Source organism: Acidovorax sp. (genome assembly GCF_046291265.1).
Taxonomy (GTDB): domain Bacteria; phylum Pseudomonadota; class Gammaproteobacteria; order Burkholderiales; family Burkholderiaceae_C; genus Acidovorax.
The window spans coordinates 20489-42182 of record NZ_JBKBTV010000044.1 but is presented as its reverse complement, the minus strand read 5'-3'; the positions used below and the strand labels follow the sequence as shown (position 1 = coordinate 42182).

The window sequence follows — 21694 nt, the reverse complement described above, 5'->3', positions numbered from 1 at the left end:
GTCACGCCACCAGGCATTGCCGCCAGCGCCTTCGCCCGGAGGAGGCGCCAGGTGCAACACGCGCGTGGCCACGCCCGACAGCCGCCGCAACGTCCCCACATCGTCCAGGTTACCCACCAAGGGCGTGGCGCCCTGAGCGCGCAACGCGGCCACCCTGGCCTCACTGGAGGTCAGCGCCAGCACCCGCATGCGCCCGGCCCCGGGGCCGGTCTGCAGGTTGTGAAGCACCCGTTGACCGACATCACCACAGCCTACGATCAGCAGGCGTTCACGGCGAAAGCGCGCTGGCAGAGCGCCGAGGGGGTTTTGGTTTGAGGGCAAAATCGGATCCGTTTGCTACGAACCGGTGCGCGCGGCGGGCATTGCCCCAACACGCACGCCTTCGGTTCTTGAAGATGTACGTCCCAAGGATACCCACAACATGACCAGCGCAGAGGCTGCCACCCCCGCAGCGTTCCAGATCACCGTGCAGCCCAGCGGCCGCGCTTTCAGTGCCAATGCGGGCGAAGCCATCCTGGCCGCAGCCATCCGCAGCGGCGTGGGCCTGCCCTACGGCTGCAAAGACGGCGCCTGCGGGTCCTGCAAATGCAAAAAAATCAGCGGCGCAGTTCATCACACCGAGCACCAGTCCAAGGCGCTCACCGCCGATGAAGAGGCCGCGGGCCTGGTCCTGACCTGCTGCGCGCAGCCGCTCACCGATGTGGTGCTGGAGTCGCGCCAGGTCACCGATGAAAGCGCCTACCCCATCAAGAAGATGCCGGTGCGCGTGTCCACGCTGGAGAAAAAATCGCACGACGTGATGCAGGTGCGCCTGCAACTGCCCGCCGCCGACACCTTCCGCTACCACGCAGGCCAGTACATCGAATTCATCCTGCGCGACGGCGCCCGCCGTGCGTATTCGATGGCCAACGCACCGCACACACAGACCGAGGCCCCGGGCGTGGAGCTGCACATCCGCCACATGCCCGGCGGCAAGTTCACCGACCATGTGTTCGGCGCCATGAAGGAAAAGGAAATCCTGCGGGTGGAAGGCCCGTTTGGCAGTTTCTTCTTGCGCGAGGACTCGGAAAAGCCCATGGTGTTCCTCGCCTCCGGCACGGGCTTTGCACCCATCAAGGCCCTGATTGAGCACATGCAGTTCAAGGGCATCACGCGACCCACAGTGCTCTACTGGGGCGGCCGCCGTCCCGGCGACCTTTATCTGCACGACTGGATGCTGGCCCGCGTGGCCGAAATGCCGCACCTGACCTACGTGCCCGTCGTGTCCGATGCGGCAGCGGAAGACGGCTGGTCAGGTCGCACCGGCTTTGTGCACCAGGCGGTGATGGACGACTTTGCGGACCTCTCGGGCCACCAGGTGTATGCCTGTGGTGCGCCCATCGTGGTGGACTCGGCACGCGACGCCTACAGCGCCCACCGCGGTCTGCCCGCAGAGGAGTTCTACGCGGACTCTTTCACGTCTGAAGCTGATAAACACGGCGGCTGAGCAGACGCTGCACCGCCATGGGCCCGCCCCACATACCGGCCATGCCCATGGATGAGAGAGTGACTGACGCCGCGCACGGCGGCACGCCCCCAGCCCAGTCCGCCACCACCTTTTCCCGCCTGCGCGCTGCCTTGCGCGGCACCGGCTCCATGGCAGCCGTGCTGGGCGTGGCGGTGCTGCTGGTGCTGGGCGCGGGCGAATGGGCTACCCGCGACGAGCTAGACACCCAATGGGACAACCTGCGCCGGTCCGGCGAAGTGCAGGCGCTGGCCTTGCGCGGGGTCGCCACGCGGTACAGCTACCTGCCTTTTACCGCCGCCCAGCAGCCCCTGGTGGCGGCCCTGCTGCGCGACCCGGACTCCCGCAGTGTGCGGGACGCCGCCAACACCTACCTGCAGACCGTGAACGCCCACGCGGGATCGGACACGCTGTATGTGATGGATGCCAATGGCCTCACGCTGGCATCGAGCAACTGGAACACCCCCAGCAGTTTTGTGGACCAGAACTACAGCAACCGCCCGTATTTTCGCGATGCACTCCAGGGGTTGGCCGGGCGTTTTTACGGCGTGGGCAAAACCACCGGCGAGCCGGGCCTGTTTGCATCGGCCCCCGTCTACGACGATGGCAAGGTCATCGGCGTGGTGGCTGTCAAAGTGCAGATGCAGCCCATTGTGGACACCTGGGCGCAGCTGCGCGACCCGGTGTTTCTGGCGGACGAGCGTGGCATCCTTTTTCTCGGATCGGTAGCGCCCTGGCTGTACAAGACCACCCGACCGCTGTCGGCGCAGGACGTGCTGCAGGTGCAGCACGACGAGCAGTACGGCGCCCGGTGGGCCCCGCAGCCCGTGCCTTGGCAAGTGCGCCAGCGCGACGACCAGCCGGGCGTGGAGCTGAAGCTGCCCAGCAGCGGCAAAAACTATCTGGCGTTTGAAGAGCCTCTGCCCGACCTGGGCTGGACGCTGACCCTCACCGCCGACAGCAAGGTGGTGGCCCAGGCCCGGCAGCAAGCCTGGGTGCTGGCCACCCTGGCCTCGGGCCTGCTGGTGCTGGGCGCGCTGTACTGGCAACTGCGCGAGCGCCGCCTGCAAGAAAACCGCCAGGCCCGCATTGAACTGGAACAACGCGTGCTGGAGCGCACCCACGCGCTGCAGCAGGCCCAGGCGTTCAGACAGTCGATGGAAGACTCGCTGCTGGTGGGCATGCGCGCCCGCGACCTGGAAGGCCGCATCGTCTACGTGAACGCCGCCATGTGCGACATGGTGGGCTACAGCGCAGATGAACTCATCGGCTGCCTGCCGCCCTACCCCTACTGGCACCCCGACGACCTGGACCGCCACTGGAACGACAGCGACACCGCGCTGGCTGGCAAGGCCGCGCCACAGGGCAACGAAAACCGGCTGCGGCACCGCAATGGCTCGGACGTGTACACCATGTTCTACACAGCCCAGCTCATTGATGGTGACGGCAAACACATCGGCTGGATGAGTTCGGTGGTGGACATCACCGCGCAAAAGCGCGCCGAAGAACAGCAGCAGCAGCGCGAAGCCCAGTTGCAGCGCGTGCAGCGCGTGATCACCGTGGGCGAGATGGCCTCCACCCTGGCGCACGAACTGAACCAGCCGCTGGCAGCGCTGGTCAACTACGCGGCCGCCGCACGTTCGCTGGCCGCGCAGGGCAAAACCGAGCTGCTGAACGACAGCCTCACGGCCCTGTCGGCCCAGGCACTGCGCGCCGCCGACATCGTGGGACGCATCCGCCGCTGGGTTCGCCAGCACCCCGAAGCGCGCGAGCCCTGCGACCTGAATGCAGCCGTGGACCAATCGCTGGACTTGCTGCTGCGCGCCGAGGCCCGGCGCCATGGCGTGGTGGTGCGACTGGACCTGGCGCAAGCCTCTTTGCAGGTGCACGCAGACCGCGTACTGCTGGAGCAGGTGGTGCTCAACCTGGGGCTGAATGCCCTGCAAGCGATGCAGGCCATGCAGACTGCAGCCAAGGCCCTGCACACTGCCACACACCCCCAAGAGCTGCTGCTGCGCACCACGACCGACGCAGGCCAGGCATCACTGCAGGTACTGGACCGGGGCCCAGGCCTGCCGCCCGAAATCGCCGAGCGGCTGTTCGAACCGTTTTTCACCACCCGCTCGGACGGACTGGGTCTGGGCCTCAACATCTGCCGCTCGATTGTGGAGAGCATGGGCGGAGAACTGCTGGCCCGCAACCGCGAAGGCGGCGGTGCCATCTTTGAAATCCGTTTGCCCCAGGCGCCCACCCCATGACAGACGACCACCTCGCCCCATCTGATGCAACCGAGCCCGCCACCGTCCACATCGTGGATGACGATGAGGGCGTGCGCCATTCACTGGCGGCCCTGCTGCTGGCGGGTGGCTACCAGCCGCACACCTACGGCAGCGGACCGGAGTTTCTGGCCCGGGCTGACCTGGCCCAGCCCGGCTGCGTGCTGCTGGACCTGCGCATGGACGGCATGAGCGGCCTGCAGGTGTTTGAAGACATGCGCAAGCGGCAGACGGTGCTCAAGACGGTGTTCCTCTCGGCCCACGGCGAGCTGGCGTCGGCCGTGGCGGCCGTCAAACACGGGGCGGTGGACTGGCTGGAAAAGCCCTGCAACGAGCAAACGCTGCTGAGCGCCGTCGCCAAAGCAGCGGCCTTGTCGCAAACCGAGGCGCAGCGCGCCCAGCGCCGCCACCAACTGCTGGAGCGCTGGAACAGCCTGAGCCCGCGCCAGCAGGCCGTGGCGCGCCTGCTGGCCACGGGCCTCAGCAGCAAAGAAGCCGCCCGCGCCCTGGCCCAGCAAGACCCCGAGCGCCCGATAGACCCCCGCACGGTGGACACCCACCGTCTGGCCATCTTCCTCAAACTGGACATCCGCACGTCGCACGAACTGGGCATGCTGGTCGAAGATCTGGGCCTGCCCGCCGATGTTTTTCGCATCCCATGACAGGGTTTCATAAGCTTTCTTACGATTCTTTTGCACAATGGCGCCCATGAACCGCAGAAACCACCTCCTCGCCAGCGCCGCTCTTGCAGCGGTTTTTTCGTCCCCGTTTGCTGCGTCAGTGGCATTTGCACAGGACTCCGGCCAGCCCATCCGGCTGATCGTGCCCTACGCACCGGGCGGCCCCATCGACGTGACGGCCCGCGCACTGGCCGAGCGGGTGCGTGACTCGCTGGGCACGGTCATCATCGACAACAAGGGCGGCGCAGGCGGCAACATCGGCGCCGACGCCATCGCCAAGGCCGCACCCGACGGCCTGACCATCGGCATTGCCGCCACCGCCACCCACGCCGTCAACCCCTGGCTGTATGCGCGCATGCCGTACGACGCGGCCAAGGACTTTGCGGGCATCACGCAAATGGTCCGCGTGCCCAACGTGCTGGTCATCAACGCCGCCAAGGCCGAGCAGCTCAAGATCAACACCCTGGCCGACCTGATTGCGTATGCCAAGGCCAACCCCGCCAAGCTCAACTACGGCAGCGGCGGCAACGGCAGCGCGGGCCATCTGGCGGGCGAAATGTTCAAGCAGCGCGCAGGCATCTTTGCGCTGCACATCCCTTACCGTGGCGCCAACCCCGCGCAACTGGCCCTGCTGGGCGGCGAGGTGGACTTCAACATCGACAACCTGGCAGCCGCCGCCCCCAACATCCGTGCGGGCAAGCTGAAGGCGCTGGCCGTCACCTCGCTGGAGGCCTCACCGTCGCTGCCCGGCGTGCCCCCGCTGTCGGCCACGTTCAAGGGATTTGCCATCGACACGTGGTGGGGCCTGGTGGCACCAGCGGCCACGCCCAAGCCGGTGATCGACAAGCTGAACAAGGCGTTTGTGGCCGCCCTGAACGCGCCTGAAACCAAGACCCGCTTCGGCCTGCTGTTGGCCGAGCCCGTGACGAGCACGCCGCAGCAGTTCGACACCTTCATGGCCAGCGAACGGGCTAAGTACCAGCAGGTGGTGAAGGCGTCTGGAGCAAAAGTCGACTAACCCCCTGAGCGGCTGCGCCGCTTCCCCCAAGGGGGACGCCCCCGGTGCGGCGGGGCGGCCCTTGCACGGGGGCACTGGTGGTGGGCCGCGCCGGTTTCAAACGGTGCCGGTGAAACCGGTGCGCGGGGAACGATTTTTAAGTGTTTTTGGCCTCTAGCGCTTATCCAATAAGCGCTAACAGCTATTAATTCGGGAGCACTTGATCTACCCACCACGTAACACCGTAGGTCGGGTTAGCCCGCCAAGGCGTCACCCGACAAACATCGGACGCGCACCGAGAATGTCGGGTTACGCTGCGCTAACCCGACCTACGGGATAGCGGTGGTCCCGCAAGCGCCGCAGATTCTCATTCAGGAGCGTCCAGTCTTTCCGCCCGGTCACCCTGCACACGCCAGGGGCCTGTCGGGTTGCCACAAGGCTCGGCCGGAGTGCCTAAATATTGAGTGTTTTTGGCCTCTAGCGCTTATCCATCAAGCGCTAGCAGCTCCTCTTTCAGGAGCAAATCACCCTCAATCCACCCGATCCGCCCAACTCGGCCCTTCCAGCGGATGGATGTCCTGCGACGCCACCGCCTGCAGCAGGTCTGCACCCACGCGCTCGGGCACCAGGTCCGCCAGGGGGCGCAGCACAAATGCGCGTTCTGCCATGCGCGGGTGGGGCACGGTGAGGTGGGGGGTGGTGATCACTTCGCCGCCAAACCACAGGATGTCGAGGTCCAGCGTGCGCGGGGCGTTGCGGTAGGGGCGCTCGCGGCCTGCGGATTGTTCGATGGTTTGCAGGGCCTGCAGCAGGGCTTGTGGCGCCTGCGTGGTGGCCAGTTCGGCCACGGCGTTGAGATAGTCTGGCCCGCCCGCATCCACCGGGGCGCTGCCATAGAGCGGTGACACGCGCAGCAACTGCGTGCCGGGCAACTGGCCAATGGCGGCCAGAGCGCTACGCAGGGTGGCTTTGCGGTCCCCCAGGTTGGCGCCCAAGCCGATGAATACGGAGGAGACGCCCCCCTCAGCGTCGGGAGACTCAGGCATGGGCAACCACGCTGCGCCGGGGTGCGTCAATCGCCCGCGGCGGCGGGTGCGGCGCCTTCGCCACCCCCTGCACCACCGGGCTTGCGGCGACGGCGGCGGCGCTTCTTGGGGGCGCCACCGTCTGACGGAAACTCGGCGTCGCCATCGTTCGCGTTGGCATCGCCCTCAGCACCCTCGGCACGGGGCAAAGCGCGCGGGTCGGCGGCAGGCGCGGCGCGGGGCACACGCTTGACCACCGGCTGGGCCTTTTGGCGCACTTTCTGTTCTTCACGCGCCTGGTCCATCAGGTCTTCGCGACGCTCGTCATCAGCGGTCTGGAAGTCCTGCCACCATTCGGCCAGGGCTTCGCCCACCTCGCCCACATCCGCGCGCAGGCGCATGAAGTCGAAACCGGCCCGAAAACGCGGCTGCATCACCATGCCAAACGGCGTGCTGCCCACGCGCTTTTCAAAGCGGGGCTGCATCACCCAGATCTCGCGCATGTCAGCCGCCAGCTTGCCGCGGCCCGACACGTCGCCAATGCGCTTGTCGAACACTTCGTCGATGGCCTCCTGCAGCGCAGGCAGCGGGTGGTGGCGCTGGTTCAGGCGCTCTTGCCAGCCATTGCGCACGTCTTCCCACAACACGCAAGCCAGCAAAAAGCTCGGGGCCACGGGCTTGCCTTCGTTCACGCGGCGGTCAGTGTCGACCAGGGCGGCTTTGACAAACGGCGTGTCGGCGCGCTCCACCGCCACATCCAGCAGCGGGTAGATGCCTTTGGCCATGCCCAGCTTGCGCAGCTGTTCGATGGTGGCAATGGCGTGGCCGGTTTGCAGCAGCTTGAGCATTTCGTCAAACATGCGGCTTTGGGGCACCTCGGCCAGCAGCAGTTGCGACTGCACCAGGGGCGCGGCGGTCTTGGCCTCGATGCTGAAACCCAGGCCACTGAGCTTGGCGGCAAACCGCACGGCGCGGATGATGCGCACGGGGTCTTCGCGGTAGCGCGTGGCGGGGTCGCCAATCATGCGCAGCGTCTTCTTCTTGGCGTCCTGCAGGCCCTTGTGATAGTCGACCACGATCTGGCTGACCGGGTCGTAGTACATGGCGTTCACGGTGAAGTCGCGGCGCGTGGCGTCTTCGTCCTGCGGGCCCCAGACGTTGTCGCGCAGCACGCGGCCGCTGGCGTCCACGGCGTGCTGCATGCCCGACAGCTGTTGTTTGCTGGTCTTTTCGTTGCCCGCGACCTGGCCCGCAGCGGCGTTGTCGAGGTAGGCGCGGAAGGTGGAGACCTCGATCACCTCGTGCTCGCGGCCCCGGCCGTGCACCACATGCACGATGCGAAAACGCTTGCCGATGATGAACGCGCGGCGAAACAGGCCCTTGACCTGCTCGGGCGTGGCGTTGGTGGCCACGTCAAAGTCCTTGGGGCGCAGGCCCAGCAGCAGGTCGCGCACGGCGCCGCCGACGATATAGGCCTCAAAGCCTGCCTGCTTGAGCGTGGCCACCACCTCGGCGGCGCGGCGGTCCACCAGTTCGGGGTTGATACCGTGGACCGAGGCGGGCACCTCTTCACGCTTGCCGAAATGGGGCTTGCCGCCCGAGGTGCCAGGCGTCGATTTGCCCATCAGTTTGTCTAAGAACTTCTTGATCATGGAATGAAAGGTTTCAGGGGGTCGGGCACGAAACGGCGGCTGGTGGGGGCTGGAAAGAGCTCACGCAGCGGGTGGTGCAGGCGTTTCGGCGTCGGCCGAAAACAGGTCCAGTATGCGCCAGCCGCGCTCCTGGGCCAGCGCGCGCAGGCGCGGGTCGGGGTTGGTGGCCACCGGGTAGTTCACCTTCTCCAGCAAGGGCACGTCGTTCATCGAGTCGCTGTAAAACGTGCTTTCGACATCGGCCCAGCCCAGTTGTCGCTCGGCCAGCCATTGCTCCATGCGCAAAACCTTGCCTTCGCGCATGGTGGGAATGCCGTCGATCTCGCCGGTGTACCAGCCGCTTGCATCGCGCGCCAGTTGCACGGACAACAGTTGCGGCACCCCCAAGGCCTGGGCGATGGGGGTGGTGACGAACTCGTTGGTGGCGGTGACGATCAGCACCTCGTCGCCCGCAGCCTGGTGCTGGCGGATGAGGGCCAGCGCCTGGGGCTGGATGGCCGGGGTGATCACATCGCGCATGAACTGCAGGTGGGCGGCCGCCGCCGCCTCGGGGCCGCGTGCGCGCACTGCCTCAGTCGCAAAACGCACGTAGTCGTGCACATCCAGCGTGCCTGCCTGGTAGTGGGCATAGAACGCGTCGTTGCGGCGCGCGAATTCCACGGGGTCGTTCCAGCCGATGCGGATGGTGAACTCGCCCCACTCGTAGTCGGAGTCGAGCGGCAGCAGCGTGTGGTCCAGGTCAAACAGCGCAAGCCGCAGGCGGCGGGGTTCAGAAGTCATTCAGGTTCACGAGTAAAAGGGGCCCATGGATCGGCATCATTCCGATTCCAGCATCGTCTTGAGCAGGGGAATCGTGATGGCGCGCTGGGTGCGCAGCGCAAAGGCGTCGAGTTGGTCGAGCAGGTGCATCAGGCTGCCCAGGTCGCGCGAGAAGCGGTTGAGCATGTAGTCCATCACGTCGTCGCCCAGGAACACGCCGCGCGCGTCGGCCTCCTGGCGCAGCACCGCTCGGCGCTCGGCCTCGCCCAGCAGTTGTAGCTGGAACACGTGGCCCCAGCCCAGGCGGCTGCGCAGGTCGTCGCGCAGGGGCAGGTCGGCCGGGGGCAGGTTGCCCGCAGCCAGCACCCAGCGCTGGCTGCCACTGGCGGGGCTGATGGCGTTGACGAACCAGTTGAAGGCCGTGGCCTGCTGGGCGGTGCTGTACAGGTGCACGTCGTCCATGACGACGGCAGCCCAGTGGTCGTCGAAATCCGGCGGCTCTGCGACCGAAGGGTCCAGCCAGCCGACGCTGGAGCCTTGTTCGCGCAGCGACTGGCGCACGGCGTTCAGGAGGTGCGACTTGCCGCTGCCAGCCTCGCCCCAAAGGTACGTGGGCACCGGCGACCGGGTGGCCTGGCTGCTGCCCTGACCCACGGCCAGGCGCAAGTGTTGCAAAGCTGCCTCATTCGGCCCCGCATAAAACCGGGCCAGCGTGGGCCCGGTGGCCAGGCCAATGTCCAGCGCCAGCTGTTTCATCATGGCTGCAGCCTGCAGGCGCGCGGGCCCTTGCAGCGGTTGGTGGCATGAATCAGCATGGGTTTAAGGGGCAAAACAGGGCGGTAAGAAGGGGTGAGCGGGTGGCACTGGGTGCGCAACCCGTAAAATCTGGGCAAATTTTAGTCTGCCGCGCACGCTGGTCCGTGTCATCTCTGCCTTGAGCACCCCTATGAGCACCTCTGCCACCTCCCCCACCCCCCTGTCCTACAAAGACGCTGGCGTTGACATCGATGCGGGCGACGCCCTGATCGAGCGCATCAAGCCGCTGGCCAAAAAGACCATGCGCGAAGGCGTGCTGGCCGGTATTGGCGGGTTTGGCGCATTGTTTGAAGTGCCCAAGCGCTACAAGGAACCCGTGCTGGTGAGCGGCACCGACGGCGTGGGCACCAAGCTCAAGCTGGCGTTTGAATGGAACATGCACGACACCGTCGGCATCGACCTGGTGGCCATGAGCGTGAACGACGTGCTGGTGCAAGGCGCCGAGCCCCTGTTCTTTCTGGACTACTTTGCGTGCGGCAAGCTCGACGTGGACACCGCTGCAGCCGTGATCGGCGGCATTGCCAAGGGCTGCGAGCTGAGCGGCTGTGCGCTGATTGGCGGCGAAACCGCTGAAATGCCCGGCATGTACCCCGCAGGCGAATACGACCTGGCTGGTTTTGCAGTCGGCGCGGTCGAAAAGTCGAAGATTCTGACCGGCAAGGAAGTCGCCCCCGGTGACGTGGTGCTGGGCCTGGCCAGCCATGGCGTGCATTCCAACGGCTTCAGCCTGGTGCGCAAGTGCATCGAACGTGCCGAGGCTGCGGGCACCCTGCCCGCCACGCTGGACGGGAAACCCTTCAAGCAAGCCATCATGGAACCCACCCGCCTGTACGTGAAGAACGTGCTCGCGGCGCTGGCCGCCCACCCCCATTCGGACGATGCCACCTCGCCCGGCGGCATCAAGGCCCTGGCCCACATCACCGGTGGTGGCCTGCTAGAGAACATTCCCCGCGTGCTGCCCGACGGCACCGCCGCCCACCTGACCAAGGGCAGCTGGCCCCAGACGGAGCTGTTCGCCTGGCTGCAAAAGACCGCTGGCATCGACGACATCGAGATGAACCGCACTTTCAACAACGGCATTGGCATGGTGGTGGTGGTGGGCGCGGCGGATGCCGACGCCACGGCCGCCACGCTGCGCGCCGCGGGCGAGCAGGTGTACGCCATCGGCACGATTGCGCCGCGTGGCGACGGCGCTGCCGTAGTGGTGGCCTGACCCGCCGCCGCACCTCCTCATCACCACACCACGAACGCCCGCGCATGGCGCAAAGCCCCCCCTCGGCCCCCGTCGTCATACACCACACGCCTGAGCCCGCCCCCACCACGCTGCCGCCGCGCCACAGCACGCACGGCATTGTGGTGGCCAGCTACGTGCTGATGGCCGCCGCGCTGCTGCTGGTGATGTGGCGCGGGCTGCTGCCAGGCTTGTTGTGTGTGTGCCTGGGATTTCTGCTGACCCGGGCGCTGACCCGCTGGTTTGCACAGGGCCTGAGCGGCTTGCAGCGCCGCGGCCATCCGTCCGTCTCGGGGCTGCGCGTCGCGCAGATTGCGGCCGCGGGCCTCGTGATGCTGCTGCCGCTGGCGCTGCTGGCCGTGGGCTTGACCCATTCGCGCGGATACCTCGTCACCGCGCCGCAGCAGTACCAGGAGCTGATGAACTACATGGCCCGCACGGTGCTGGAGCTGCGCCTGAAACTGCCGGTGGACATGGCCTCCCACCTGCCCGAAGGCGCGGCAGAAATCCAGCGCATCATCGCCAGCTACCTGGGCGCCAAGGCAGGTGCACTGGCCATGGCCGGGCGCGCCTGGCTCGCGGGCGTGTTGTTTGCCTATGTGGGCCTGTTGATTGGCGCCCTGGCCGCTGTGCGCCCTGCGGTGCTGGCGCGCGGCCCGCTGGCGCAGCAATTGCGGCTGCGCATCTCGCTGTTTGGCGAGGCGTTCCGGCAGATCGTGGCGGCACAGTTCTGGATCGCGGCGTTCAACACCTTGTTGACGGCGCTGTTTTTGCTGTTTGTGCTGCCGCTGTGGGGCCTGGAGCTGCCCTACACCCCCGTGCTCATCACCTTCACGTTTGTGGCGGGGCTGGTGCCGATTGTGGGCAATCTCATCTGCAACGTGGTCATCACCATCGTGGGGCTGTCCGTGTCGCCATTGGCGGCTGCGGCCTGCCTGGGGTTTTTGATCCTGATCCACAAGGCCGAATACGTGATCAACGCCAAGGTGGTGGGCCGCCGCACGCAGATGGGCGTGTGGGAGCTGCTGTCGGTGATGTTTGTGGCCGAAGCCGTGTTTGGACCCGCAGGGCTGGTGGCAGCGCCACTGTTTTACGCCTACCTCAAGAAAGAACTGGTGGCGGCGCGGCTGGTGTAGCGGGCCTGCGCACCACGCCTGCACACTGCGCCTGCGGCCTTTGCGCCGCCACACAGCCCGGCCCGACCGGGCTTTTTTGCGCTCCAACACATCCCCGATGGTTGCCCGCACAGCAAGCCTCGATGCGGGTTTGTGCCAAGCTGGGCCGCTTGTATCCAGCAGTACCCTGACACGGCGGCGCTCTCTGCCGCAGACAGAGGTTCTCGATGACCATCGCCAAAAAACTGGCCCTTCTGGTGTTGAGCGCCATCCTTGGCATCGCAGTGATGACGGGATGGTTCCTGGTCTCCGAGCGCAAGCTCATCCTGGAAGAGCGCCAGACCGGCGTGCGCCAGGTGGTGGAGGCCGCGCACGGCATTGCCACGCATTTTCACGACCTGAGCACCAAGGGCGGCATGCCCGACGACGAGGCCCGCAAGCGCGCGGCGGCGGCCATCCAGGCGGTGCGCTACAGCGGCAACGAATACGTGTGGATCAACGACATGCACCCGCGCATGGTGATGCACCCCATTCGCCCCGAGCTCAACGGCCAGGACCTGACCGCCAACAAGGACCCCAACGGCAAACAGTTGTTCGTCGAGTTCGTTCGCACCGTGCAGGCCAGCGGCGCTGGGTTTGTGCCCTACCTGTGGCCCAAGGCGGGCAGCGACACGCCGGTGGAGAAAACCTCGTACGTCAAAGGCTTTACGCCCTGGGGTTGGGTGATTGGCTCGGGCGTGTACATCGACACCGTGGATTCCGCCATCTGGAAACGCGCCCTGGGCTTTGGCGCCATCGCGCTGGTGCTGGGCGCGGCGCTGCTGGTGGTGGGCACGCTGATCTCGCGCAACCTGCTGCACCAACTGGGGGGTGAGCCCAGCTATGCCCGCACCATTGCCCGCAGCATCTCTGAAGGCGACCTGTCGGTGGACGTGACCACCCGCAAGGGCGACCAGTCGAGCCTGATGCTGGACATGCAGGCCATGCAGAGCAGCCTGCACCGCATCGTGCAGCGGGTGCGCGACGGCACCGAGCACATCGCCAGTGCCTCGCAGGAGATCGCCCTGGGCAACCACGATCTGTCAGGCCGCACCGAGTCGCAGGCCAGCGCGCTGGAGCAGACCGCTGCCTCGATGGAGGAGATGACGTCCAACGTCAAGCAGAACGCCGACAACGCCCGCCAGGCCAGCGTGCTGGCGCAGTCGGCGTCCGAAGTGGCGCGCCAGGGCGGCGCGGTGGTAGAGAAGGTGGTGCAGACCATGGGCTCCATCGACGCGTCGTCGCGCAAGGTGTCGGACATCACTGGGGTGATTGAGGGCATCGCGTTCCAGACCAACATCCTGGCGCTGAACGCCGCCGTGGAGGCCGCGCGCGCCGGTGAGCAGGGCCGGGGCTTTGCGGTGGTGGCCAGCGAGGTGCGCAGCCTGGCGCAGCGCTCGTCCGAGGCAGCCAAGGAGATCAAGGCGCTGATCGGGAACTCGGCAGAACAGGTGAAAGCCGGTGCGCTGCTGGCCCAAGAGGCCGGGGCCACCATGCAAAACGTGGTGGACAGCGTGCAGCGTGTGTCCTCGGTGATCGAAGAAATCAGCCAGGCCAGCCGCGAGCAGACCGATGGCATCGAGCAGATCAACCAGGCCGTGGCGCAGATGGACCAGGGCACGCAGCAGAACGCGGCGCTGGTGGAGCAGGCGACGGCCGCCGCCGCCGCATTGCAGCAGCAGGCGAACGAACTCAAGCAGGTGGTGGCGGCCTTTCAGCTGCAAGCGGGGCACGGGGGCGACGCAGGTGCGCGCGCCCTGCCCGCTGCGCCCACGCCGCGCCCGTTGCGCTGACACCGGCACGGTTGGCGCGGGGGCAGGGCTGGCGGCTGGGCCCGCCGCTCACCCCATCATCTGTTGCCCTGTGCCGATTCTTGCGATGCAGGGGGCGGCCAGATTGCTACCAAAAAAGTAGCTTCCAGCGCTTATCCAATAAGCGCTAGAGCCTAATTTGACTCATTTTTTAGCAAACTGCCGCACCACAAACGCCCACACCAGCGCCGACGCATCCGGCCCGGCCGGGTCGCTGAAGGACAGCTGTGCAGTGCCGCCGCTCCAGGCGTGGGCCAGACCCACCACCTCGCGCAGCGCCACCACGGTGCGCCCACCGGTCTTGAACTCTGTCACCCGCATGGCATGGCGCTGCCCGCGCTGCAAGGTGCGAATGGCGCCTGCGCGTGCGCCCAGTGCGCCCGCCCACAACAAGGCGGTGGCCGCAGCATTGCGCACCGATACCACCCCATCGGCATCGCCATGCAGCACCAGCAGGGGCGGCAGCGCCACGGGAGTTGCGCCTTCGGCAAAGGTGTTGGGCAGTTGCGCCTCGCGCCGCCCGTGCATGGCGGCCATGGCCGATGCGGCGGATTCGGCCGTGCCCGGTGCCACGCCCGAGTGCATGGCCACGGCGCAAAAGCGCTCGGGGTAGCGGGCCGCCATCAGCACGGCCATGCTGGCCCCGGCCGACAGGCCCGCCACGGCGACACGCGCCAGGTCCACCGGCTGCTTGCGGGCGACCAGGTCAACCGCGGCCAGCAGCGTGGCGGCTTCGGCCTCGGCCTTGCCGTTGCGGCGCTCAAACCAGTTCCAGCAGCCGTGGGCGTTGGCCATGCGCTCTTGCTCGGGGTACAGCACCAAAAAGCGATGGCGCGCGGCCAGCCGGTTCATGCGCGACACGGCCGCCAGGTCGCGCCCCGTCTGCCCGCAGCCGTGCAGCATGACCAGCAGCGGCAGCTTTTCGCCGGTCTTGAGCGCTAACCCGGGGGGGACGTACAGCTGATACCGCCGCGCCCCGGCAGGCCCGGGGGCAAGGCCCGCCAGCCATTCACCGCTGACCGGCGTGGGCTTGCCCACCGAAGGTTTGGTGCGCGCCACCGCGGGCGCCTTGGGCGACACCACCCGCAACTTGGCCGGGGCCTTGGGCCGCGCGGGTTTGGTCGCACGTGCAAACGCCTTGAGGTTGCGCTGGTACGCCCGGGTCAGCGCAGACAACGAGAACAGACGGGAACGGCGCGGCATGGATGGGTGGGAGCGGGTGGGAGCTGGGGGGAGCTTTGTCAGCGGGGGTAAGGGCGAAGCAGGTATAGGGAAAACCCTTGCCACCATAGCAGTTTCCGGCCCTGGGCGTGAAAACTATCAAATCTATAGCTGCTAGCGCTTATTGGATAAGCGCTAGAGGCCAATTTGGCTTAAAAACCTTGCATCAGTGAGTCCTTTGAACTTAAGGAATGCACCAAACGCTCGACCAAACACCACACCTATGGCTGAAAATGATCGACTCTTGTCTGCAAGGGTTCGGACATTGCCGCGGCATCCAATCAAAATAAGCGGCACCAATCACCCGCCAAAAGACCCATCCCATGCAATCTTGTCTGATAGTGATCGACGTCCAAGAGTCGTTCCGCCACCGTCCATACTTCACCGACACGGATCTGCCCGCCTACCTGAGCGCGCAAAACGACCTCATCAACGGCTGCATCGCGCGCGGCGTGCCGGTGGTGCGGGTGTTCCACAGCGACGGGCCCGACGTGCCCGAGAACGCTTTTTCCAAAACCTCCGGCCATGTGCGCCCGCTCGAAGGGCTGGCCCCGTTTGACGCGGCGGCCACGTTCACCAAGTCCCGCCACAGCGCGCTGGTGGGCACCGGGCTGGACGTGTGGCTGACACAGCACGGCGTTCAACGCCTCATCGTGAGCGGCATCCGCACCGAACAATGCTGCGAGACCACCACCCGCCATGCGTCAGACCTGGGCTGGGAAGTGGACTACGTGATCGACGCCACGCTGACCTGGGACATGGCGCAGCCCGACGGCCAGACGCTGACCGCTGCAGACATCAAAACCCGCACGGCCACCGTGCTGCAGGGCCGTTTTGCCACGCTGTGCACGGTGCAACAGGCGCTGACACGTTCAACGCCAACCACGCAACCCTCATAACCCGCTAACCCGCGTAACCCTAAGGAGCCCACCATGCTGGAACTGCGCCCCACCTGCGAGCACTGCAACACCGCCCTGCCCCCGGCCTCGTTGCAGGCCCGCATCTGCAGCTTTGAATGCACCTTTTGCGCCACCTGTGTGGACACGGTGCTGGGCAACGTGTGCCCCAACTGCGGCGGCGGTTTTGCGCCCCGCCCTGTGCGCCCGGCGCACGACCGCCGCAACGGCAACTACCTGGGCAACGATCCGGCCAGCACCCAGGTGCGCCATCGCCCCGTGGATGTTGCGGCGCACGCGGCTTTCGCCGCCAGCCTGCGGGGCGTGCCACCCGAGCAGCGATGACCCCTGCCACCCTGGGCCAAGGCCCCGACCCCATCCATATCTACTTCGCGCTGCTGCCCCACAGCCTGCTGCTGGACTGGGCGGGCCCGGCCGAAGCCCTGCGCATTGCCAACCAGACCCTGCGCGCGCTGGGCCAGCCCGAGCGGTTTGTGCTGCACTTTGTCAGCCCCACACCGCAGTCGCTCACCTCGGTGGGCGTGATGCTGACGGGGCTTGCGCCGCTGCCCGATACCGCCACCCTGCCCCGCCCCTCCTGGGTGGTGCTGGTCGGCCTGCCCGGACAGCGCATTGACATCAACAACCCGGACGCGCTGGCGCTGCTGCACTGGCTGCGCGGCCTGCGTCTGGCCACCGGCCAGCTGGAGCTGGTGACCGTGTGCGCTGGCGCCGTGCTGGCCGCCCGCCCACGCCGGCCTGCTGACCGGGCGCCGCGCTACCACCCACCACCAGCACTTGGACGAGCTGGCCGAAGTGGACCCGCAATGCGACGTGGCCCCCAACCGCGTGTTTGTGGCCGATGGCCCGGTGCACACCAGCGCGGGCGTCACCACCGGCATCGACCTGCTGCTGCACCGCATTGCCGACACCTGCGGCCCCGCCGTGGCCGCACAGGTCGCGCAAACCATGGTGGTGGCCCTGCGCCGGGGGCCCAACGACCCCGAGCTGTCGCCGTTTTTGCACCACCGCAACCACCTGCATGCCGCCCTGCACCGCGTGCAAGACGCCGTCGGCCGCGAACCCCAGGCCGACTGGAACGTGCCCGCCATGGCCGAGGTGGCCCACACGTCGCCCCGACACCTGACGCGGCTGTTTCTGGAACATGCGGGTATCGCGCCGCTGTCGTACCTGCGCCGCATCCGCCTGGCCACGGCTGAGGCTGCACTGCAATCGGGGCAGAACGTGACGCAGGCGGCGCTGATGGCCGGGTTCAGTTCGGACACCCAGCTGCGCCGGGCGTGGCACCAGTTCGGGCGCGGGGGGACGCCATCGCAAGGCGGCGCGGGGCGGGCGCACTGAGGCCACGTGGCGGAGCGGGGCGGTGCGCCGGGTGCAGCGCTGATTTTTGAGTGCTTTTGCCTGATGAGGTACCTGCCTCAGATAGACCATTCGCCCTGAGCCTGTCGAAGGGCTGTTCGCAAAAAGCGCCCTGGATTCGACAGGCTCAGCCCGAACGGTTGGGGGCAGATCTAAGGCATGTAGCCAATCAAGTGTTTTTGGCCTCTAGCGCTTTATGGATAAGCGCTACTAGCTATTTAATCAATAGCAAAACGACCACATCCGCGTGGCCCAGTGATCAATACACCTCAGGCACGTACATGCTCGCGGGCACGGGCTGGCGCAGGTATTCGGGGTTGCGCACGCGGGCGGGCAGCACCACGGCGGGGTGCGGCACATCCTGGTAGGGCAGTTGCGACAACAGGTGCGCAATGCAGTTCAGGCGCGCTTTTTTCTTGTCTACCGCCTGCACCACCCACCAGGGCGCTTCGGGGATGTGCGTACGTTCCAGCATCGTTTCTTTGGCCTTGGTGTAAGCCTCCCAGCGCACACGGCTTTCCAGGTCCATGGGGCTCAGTTTCCACTGCTTGAGCGGGTCGTGAATGCGGCCGAGGAACCGCAGGTGCTGCTCTTCGTCGGTGATGGAGAACCAGTATTTGACAAGCGTGATGCCCGAGCGCACGAGCATCCGCTCGAAGTCCGGCACGGTGCGAAAGAACTCTTCGTACTCGTCGTCGCTGCAAAAACCCATCACGCGCTCGACGCCCGCGCGGTTGTACCAGCTGCGGTCAAACAGCACCATCTCGCCCGCCGCGGGCAGGTGCGCCACATAACGCTGAAAGTACCACTGCGTGCGCTCGCGGTCGTTGGGTGCGGGCAGCGCGGCCACGCGGGCCACGCGGGGGTTCAGGCGCTGGGTGATGCGTTTGATCACACCGCCCTTGCCTGCAGCGTCGCGGCCTTCAAACAAGATCACCACCTTCTGCCGACTGTGCTGTACCCAGTCCTGCAGCTTGACGAGTTCGCCTTGCAGGTGAAACAGGTCTTTGAAATACTGCTGGCGCGCCAGGCGGTCGGTGGGCTGCGGCGCGCCGATGTCGTCCACATTGCGGTCCTCAATCTCCAGCTCCAGCTCTTCGTCGTAGCTGTCGATCAGGTCATTGGCGATGCGCTGCATCAGGTCCTGGGTGTCGAGGGCGTTGTTGTGGAACATGGGCGTCAAACCAGGCAAAAAATAGAATGTGCCATGGTGGCGCCCGTGGGTGACAGCGGCGTGACAACTGTGACATTTGTGCAAAACGTCACAACAGCGTCACAGCCCCGTCAGATTCTGACCACCCGTGCCCGCTTCTGACCGACCTCCCCACGCCCCCGCCACCCTCGCCTCGGTGAGCGCCAGCCTGAACTACGGCGGTGACTCAGCGGGACTGATCTGCGGCTACTTGCTAACCGATGGAGATGGCGCGGCGCCTCAAACGGTGGATTCTGCGCAAGCCGCGCAGTGGCTGGCACAGCGGGTGGTGCACGCAAGCGCCGCGGGTTCGGCGCCGCCCCAGACACCGCGCACATTTTTATGGTTGCACTTCAACCTGAGCCACGCGCAGGCCGTGCGCTGGATGGAGCGGCATGCCGATCTGCCCGAGGCGTTTTTTGATGCACTGAAGGACCGCTCGGTCTCGACCCGCATTGAGCGTGACGATGACACGCTGATCGCCGTGCTGAACGACGCGCATTTCGACTTTGCGTTTGAGCCGTCGGACATCGCCACCCTGTGGACCAGCGTGGCGCCCCACTTGATGGTGACGGGGCGCACCCGCCCGCTGCGGTCGGTGGATGCGCTGCGCACGGCCGTGCGCGCTGGCAACGCACCCAACTCCAGCGTGGCACTGCTGGCCGAGTTGATGCGCACCCAGGCCTCGGGTCTGGTGGACATCGTGCGGGGCGTGACGCAGCGCATTGACGATGTCGAAGACGCGCTGCTGGCCGGGCGGCTGGACCACAAGCGCGCGCGGCTGGGTGTGCTGCGGCGCCTGCTGGTGCGCCTGCAGCGCCTGATGGCGCCGGAGCCTGCCGCCTTGTTTCGCCTGCTGCAGCACCCGCCCGCGTGGATGGGCGCTGATGACGCGCAAGAGCTGCGCGATTCGACCGAGGAGTTCTCGGTGGTGCTGCGCGACATGCTGGGGCTGCAGGAGCGCATCAAGCTACTGCAAGAAGAGATTGCTGCCAGCGTGCAAGAGGCCAACAGCCGCAGCCTGTTTGTGCTGACGGTGGTCACGGTGCTGGCCCTGCCCATCAACATCCTGGCCGGGCTGTTTGGCATGAACGTGGGCGGCGTGCCGCTGGCGGACAACGGCCACGGGTTCTGGATCATCGTGGCGGTGGTAGCGGCATTCACGGCGGTGGCTGGCTGGCTGGCACTGCGAGGCACGCGCGACCGGTAAAGATGCGCGCTGGGTTGTGGCCAGCATGTCTACAATCGCGCCCCTTGCCTTGCCCTGCCCCCCGACTGCACGCCCACCATGAACATCGTCGTCAACGAAGAACTCAAAGCCTATATCGAACCCCTGACCCCCGACGAGCACGAGGCCCTGGAGCGCAGCATCCTCACAGAGGGCTGCCGCGACGCGCTGGTGCTGTGGGGCGACGTGCTGGTGGACGGCCACAACCGCTATGGCATTTGCCAAAAACATGGCCTGCCGTTTCAGACCGTGCAAAACCCGCGCTTTCAGTCGATGGAAGACGTGCACCTGTGGATGATTGACCAGCACCTGGGACGCCGCAGCGTGTCGGACTTCCAGCGCGGTGTGCTGGCCTTGCGCAAGCGCGAAATCGTGGCTGACCGCCGCGCCCGCGCGGTCGCTGCGCCTGACGCAACCGGTGCTTCGGGCGAGAGCGCCGCCAACTCCTACCCCGCAGAAACCGCCGCAGGCCTGCCCGCCGCCGACCCGTTGAACAGCCGCGAAGCTATTGCCAAGGCTGCACGCCTGAGCAGCAGCCAGGTGGTGATGATCGAAAAGATCCAGAAGCAAGCCGCGCCGGAGCTGGTGGCGGCGGTGAAGTCCGGCACCATCTCCATCAACGCGGCCGCCGCCGTGGCCACCTTGCCCGCCGAAGAGCAGGTGGCGGCTGTGGCCGCAGGCAAAGAGGAGCTGAAGCAGGCCGCCAAGCGTGTGCGCGACCTTAAGCGCAAGCCCCCGCGGGAGGAAGCGCCAAAAGATCAGCCGGATGCAGACCAGGCCGATGTCGAAAACGAGAGCAGTAGCGGTGACAGCGATGAGGTCCAGCGGCTGCGCCAGCAGATCGCAGAGCTGACGGCAGAGAACGCCGAACTGCGCCGACAGCTGGCCCAGCTCAACCCCGCCGATCAGCCGTTCTGACGCGGTGTGTTGACCGCCCTCGCGGGGCGGTCAATCCGGTCGATCCGGCCCACCCGACTCACCGGTTGGCGCTGCGCAGCGCGCTCAGCCGGTCGGCAATCAGGTCAATGTCAAGCCCATCGTCGGCATGGGCCAGATAGGCCTCCAGGTCGGCCACGGCCTCTGCCGTATTGCCGCGCTCGGCATGGGCCAGGCCGCGGTCGCGCCACTCGCCCCAGGCCTCGGGCAGCAACACGATGAGGCGGTCCAGCACCGCAATTAACCGCTGCCAGTCCTGCTGCGTGCGGTGCACTTCTTTCAGGTTGCGCAACATGCGCGCAATGATGTCGCGCGGCGTGGCGGCCTGCAGGTAAAGGCCCAGGGGCACGTCGTAATCGTCCACCAGGCCGTTGCGGCGCTTGTAGGGCTCCAGCCGCTCGGCCAGCTCTTCGCGGCTCAATGACTGGCCCGAGATCGGGTCGAGCACCACCTGGCCTTTGGGCAAGAGCACCTTGACCATGAAATGCCCCGGGAACGCAATGCCCCGCGCATGCAGACCCAGTCCCTGAGCCAGCTCCATCCACAACACCGCCAGACTGATGGGAATGCCCCGGCGCGTGCGCAGCACAGCGTTGAGGTAGCTGTTTTCGGGGTCGTAGTAGTTGTTGATGTTGCCGCCAAAGCCCAGGTCGGCAAAAAAGAACTGGTTGAGGGTGCGCAAGCGCTGCAGCGCAGGCGCATCGGCAGGCAGGCGGCGTTTGATGCGGGCGAGCAGCTGGTCCATGTCGCCCAGCAGCAGTTGCATGTCCAGCTCGGGGTATTCGTCCTGGGCCAGGCTGGCCGCGGCCTCCAGCAGCGGAAAGTGATCGTCGCTTTGCACCAGCGATGCAAAGTACTCCAGCGAGGTGGGTACGGAATAACTCAGGGACATGGCAGGGTTGTAAGTGCCTCGCCCGGCCGCGTCAAGCGACAGGA

Annotated in this window: 19 protein-coding genes and 1 pseudogene; 12 read left to right on the top strand and 8 right to left on the bottom strand. The window is 66.5% G+C overall.

The window, feature by feature from the left end; translation table 11 throughout:
* Positions 1 to 321 (bottom strand): NAD-binding protein (locus ACK41V_RS16255; RefSeq protein ID WP_409783708.1); only part of this gene is annotated, 321 nt, incomplete at its 3' end.
* Between the two features lie 100 nt (positions 322 to 421).
* Between ACK41V_RS16255 and ACK41V_RS16250 the strand changes: the two genes are divergently transcribed.
* Genes ACK41V_RS16250 through ACK41V_RS16235 form a run of 4 tightly spaced genes read left to right on the top strand, consistent with a single transcriptional unit; the run spans position 422 to position 5478 of the window.
* Complete coding sequence (locus ACK41V_RS16250; RefSeq protein ID WP_409783706.1) at positions 422 to 1486, top strand: CDP-6-deoxy-delta-3,4-glucoseen reductase; 1065 nt, start codon at positions 422 to 424, stop codon at positions 1484 to 1486.
* Positions 1487 to 1503: 17 nt separating this feature from the next.
* Positions 1504 to 3762 (top strand): PAS domain S-box protein, encoded by a 2259-nt coding sequence (locus tag ACK41V_RS16245; RefSeq protein ID WP_409783704.1) that lies wholly within the window; start codon positions 1504 to 1506, stop codon positions 3760 to 3762.
* Positions 3759 to 4442 carry a response regulator transcription factor gene (locus ACK41V_RS16240; RefSeq protein ID WP_409783702.1) on the top strand — a complete coding sequence of 228 codons (684 nt, stop codon included), beginning with the start codon at positions 3759 to 3761 and terminating at the stop codon, positions 4440 to 4442. Before ACK41V_RS16245 ends, ACK41V_RS16240 begins: the two co-directional genes overlap by 4 nt.
* Before the next feature lie 46 nt (positions 4443 to 4488).
* Positions 4489 to 5478: a Bug family tripartite tricarboxylate transporter substrate binding protein gene (locus tag ACK41V_RS16235; protein WP_409783700.1), complete on the top strand. Its 990-nt coding sequence runs from the start codon at positions 4489 to 4491 to the stop codon at positions 5476 to 5478.
* A 509-nt stretch (positions 5479 to 5987) separates the two neighbouring features.
* On the opposite strand, the gene folK is transcribed toward ACK41V_RS16235, so the two are convergent.
* The 4 genes from folK to hda are packed head-to-tail and all read right to left on the bottom strand — an operon-like array spanning position 5988 to position 9649.
* Complete coding sequence (folK, locus tag ACK41V_RS16230) at positions 5988 to 6503, bottom strand: 2-amino-4-hydroxy-6-hydroxymethyldihydropteridine diphosphokinase (protein ID WP_409783698.1); 516 nt, start codon at positions 6501 to 6503, stop codon at positions 5988 to 5990.
* 26 nt (positions 6504 to 6529) lie between these two features.
* Positions 6530 to 8134 (bottom strand): polynucleotide adenylyltransferase PcnB, encoded by a 1605-nt coding sequence (pcnB, locus tag ACK41V_RS16225; protein ID WP_409783696.1) that lies wholly within the window; start codon positions 8132 to 8134, stop codon positions 6530 to 6532.
* A gap of 60 nt (positions 8135 to 8194) precedes the next feature.
* On the bottom strand, positions 8195 to 8914 hold the full coding sequence (locus ACK41V_RS16220; RefSeq protein ID WP_409783694.1) for an HAD family hydrolase: 720 nt from the start codon (positions 8912 to 8914) through the stop codon (positions 8195 to 8197).
* A 36-nt stretch (positions 8915 to 8950) separates the two neighbouring features.
* Complete coding sequence (gene hda, locus ACK41V_RS16215) at positions 8951 to 9649, bottom strand: DnaA regulatory inactivator Hda (protein ID WP_409783710.1); 699 nt, start codon at positions 9647 to 9649, stop codon at positions 8951 to 8953.
* A gap of 190 nt (positions 9650 to 9839) precedes the next feature.
* Between hda and purM the strand changes: the two genes are divergently transcribed.
* The 3 genes from purM (at position 9840) to ACK41V_RS16200 (ending at position 13887) form a co-directional block, all read left to right on the top strand.
* The gene (gene purM / locus ACK41V_RS16210; protein ID WP_409783692.1) at positions 9840 to 10922 is read left to right on the top strand and encodes a phosphoribosylformylglycinamidine cyclo-ligase; all 1083 of its coding nucleotides are present in this window, start codon (positions 9840 to 9842) and stop codon (positions 10920 to 10922) included.
* 44 nt (positions 10923 to 10966) lie between these two features.
* The gene (locus ACK41V_RS16205; protein WP_409783691.1) at positions 10967 to 12076 is read left to right on the top strand and encodes an AI-2E family transporter; all 1110 of its coding nucleotides are present in this window, start codon (positions 10967 to 10969) and stop codon (positions 12074 to 12076) included.
* Positions 12077 to 12282: 206 nt separating this feature from the next.
* Positions 12283 to 13887 carry a methyl-accepting chemotaxis protein gene (locus ACK41V_RS16200; RefSeq protein ID WP_409783689.1) on the top strand — a complete coding sequence of 535 codons (1605 nt, stop codon included), beginning with the start codon at positions 12283 to 12285 and terminating at the stop codon, positions 13885 to 13887.
* A 162-nt stretch (positions 13888 to 14049) separates the two neighbouring features.
* Here the strand turns inward: ACK41V_RS16200 and ACK41V_RS16195 are convergent, their stop codons facing one another.
* The gene (locus tag ACK41V_RS16195; protein WP_409783687.1) at positions 14050 to 15108 is read right to left on the bottom strand and encodes an alpha/beta hydrolase family esterase; all 1059 of its coding nucleotides are present in this window, start codon (positions 15106 to 15108) and stop codon (positions 14050 to 14052) included.
* Between the two features lie 341 nt (positions 15109 to 15449).
* Here ACK41V_RS16195 and ACK41V_RS16190 point away from each other — a divergent pair, with 341 nt between their 5' ends.
* The 3 genes and pseudogenes from ACK41V_RS16190 to ACK41V_RS16180 all read left to right on the top strand — a co-directional run bounded on the left by ACK41V_RS16190 (position 15450) and on the right by ACK41V_RS16180 (position 17384).
* On the top strand, positions 15450 to 16025 hold the full coding sequence (locus tag ACK41V_RS16190) for a cysteine hydrolase family protein (protein WP_409783685.1): 576 nt from the start codon (positions 15450 to 15452) through the stop codon (positions 16023 to 16025).
* Between the two features lie 33 nt (positions 16026 to 16058).
* Positions 16059 to 16367, top strand: coding sequence for a DUF1272 domain-containing protein (locus tag ACK41V_RS16185; protein ID WP_409783683.1), 309 nt, complete (start codon positions 16059 to 16061; stop codon positions 16365 to 16367).
* Positions 16364 to 17384, top strand: a pseudogene (locus ACK41V_RS16180) (GlxA family transcriptional regulator). The gene ACK41V_RS16185 and the pseudogene ACK41V_RS16180 overlap by 4 nt, the downstream one beginning before the upstream one ends.
* A 277-nt stretch (positions 17385 to 17661) precedes the next feature.
* Here ACK41V_RS16180 and ppk2 read toward each other — a convergent pair.
* On the bottom strand, positions 17662 to 18576 hold the full coding sequence (gene ppk2, locus ACK41V_RS16175; protein WP_409783681.1) for a polyphosphate kinase 2: 915 nt from the start codon (positions 18574 to 18576) through the stop codon (positions 17662 to 17664).
* Positions 18577 to 18703: 127 nt separating this feature from the next.
* On the opposite strand from ppk2, the gene ACK41V_RS16170 reads away from it, so the two are divergent.
* Positions 18704 to 19804, top strand: a complete 1101-nt coding sequence (locus tag ACK41V_RS16170; protein ID WP_409783679.1) for a transporter — start codon at positions 18704 to 18706, stop codon at positions 19802 to 19804.
* 78 nt (positions 19805 to 19882) lie between these two features.
* A complete protein-coding gene (locus ACK41V_RS16165) occupies positions 19883 to 20740 on the top strand; it encodes a plasmid replication/partition related protein (protein ID WP_409783677.1) in 858 nt (285 codons plus the stop codon).
* 58 nt (positions 20741 to 20798) lie between these two features.
* On the opposite strand, the gene ACK41V_RS16160 is transcribed toward ACK41V_RS16165, so the two are convergent.
* Positions 20799 to 21650 (bottom strand): SirB1 family protein, encoded by an 852-nt coding sequence (locus tag ACK41V_RS16160; protein ID WP_409783675.1) that lies wholly within the window; start codon positions 21648 to 21650, stop codon positions 20799 to 20801.
* Positions 21651 to 21694: the final 44 nt, after the last annotated feature.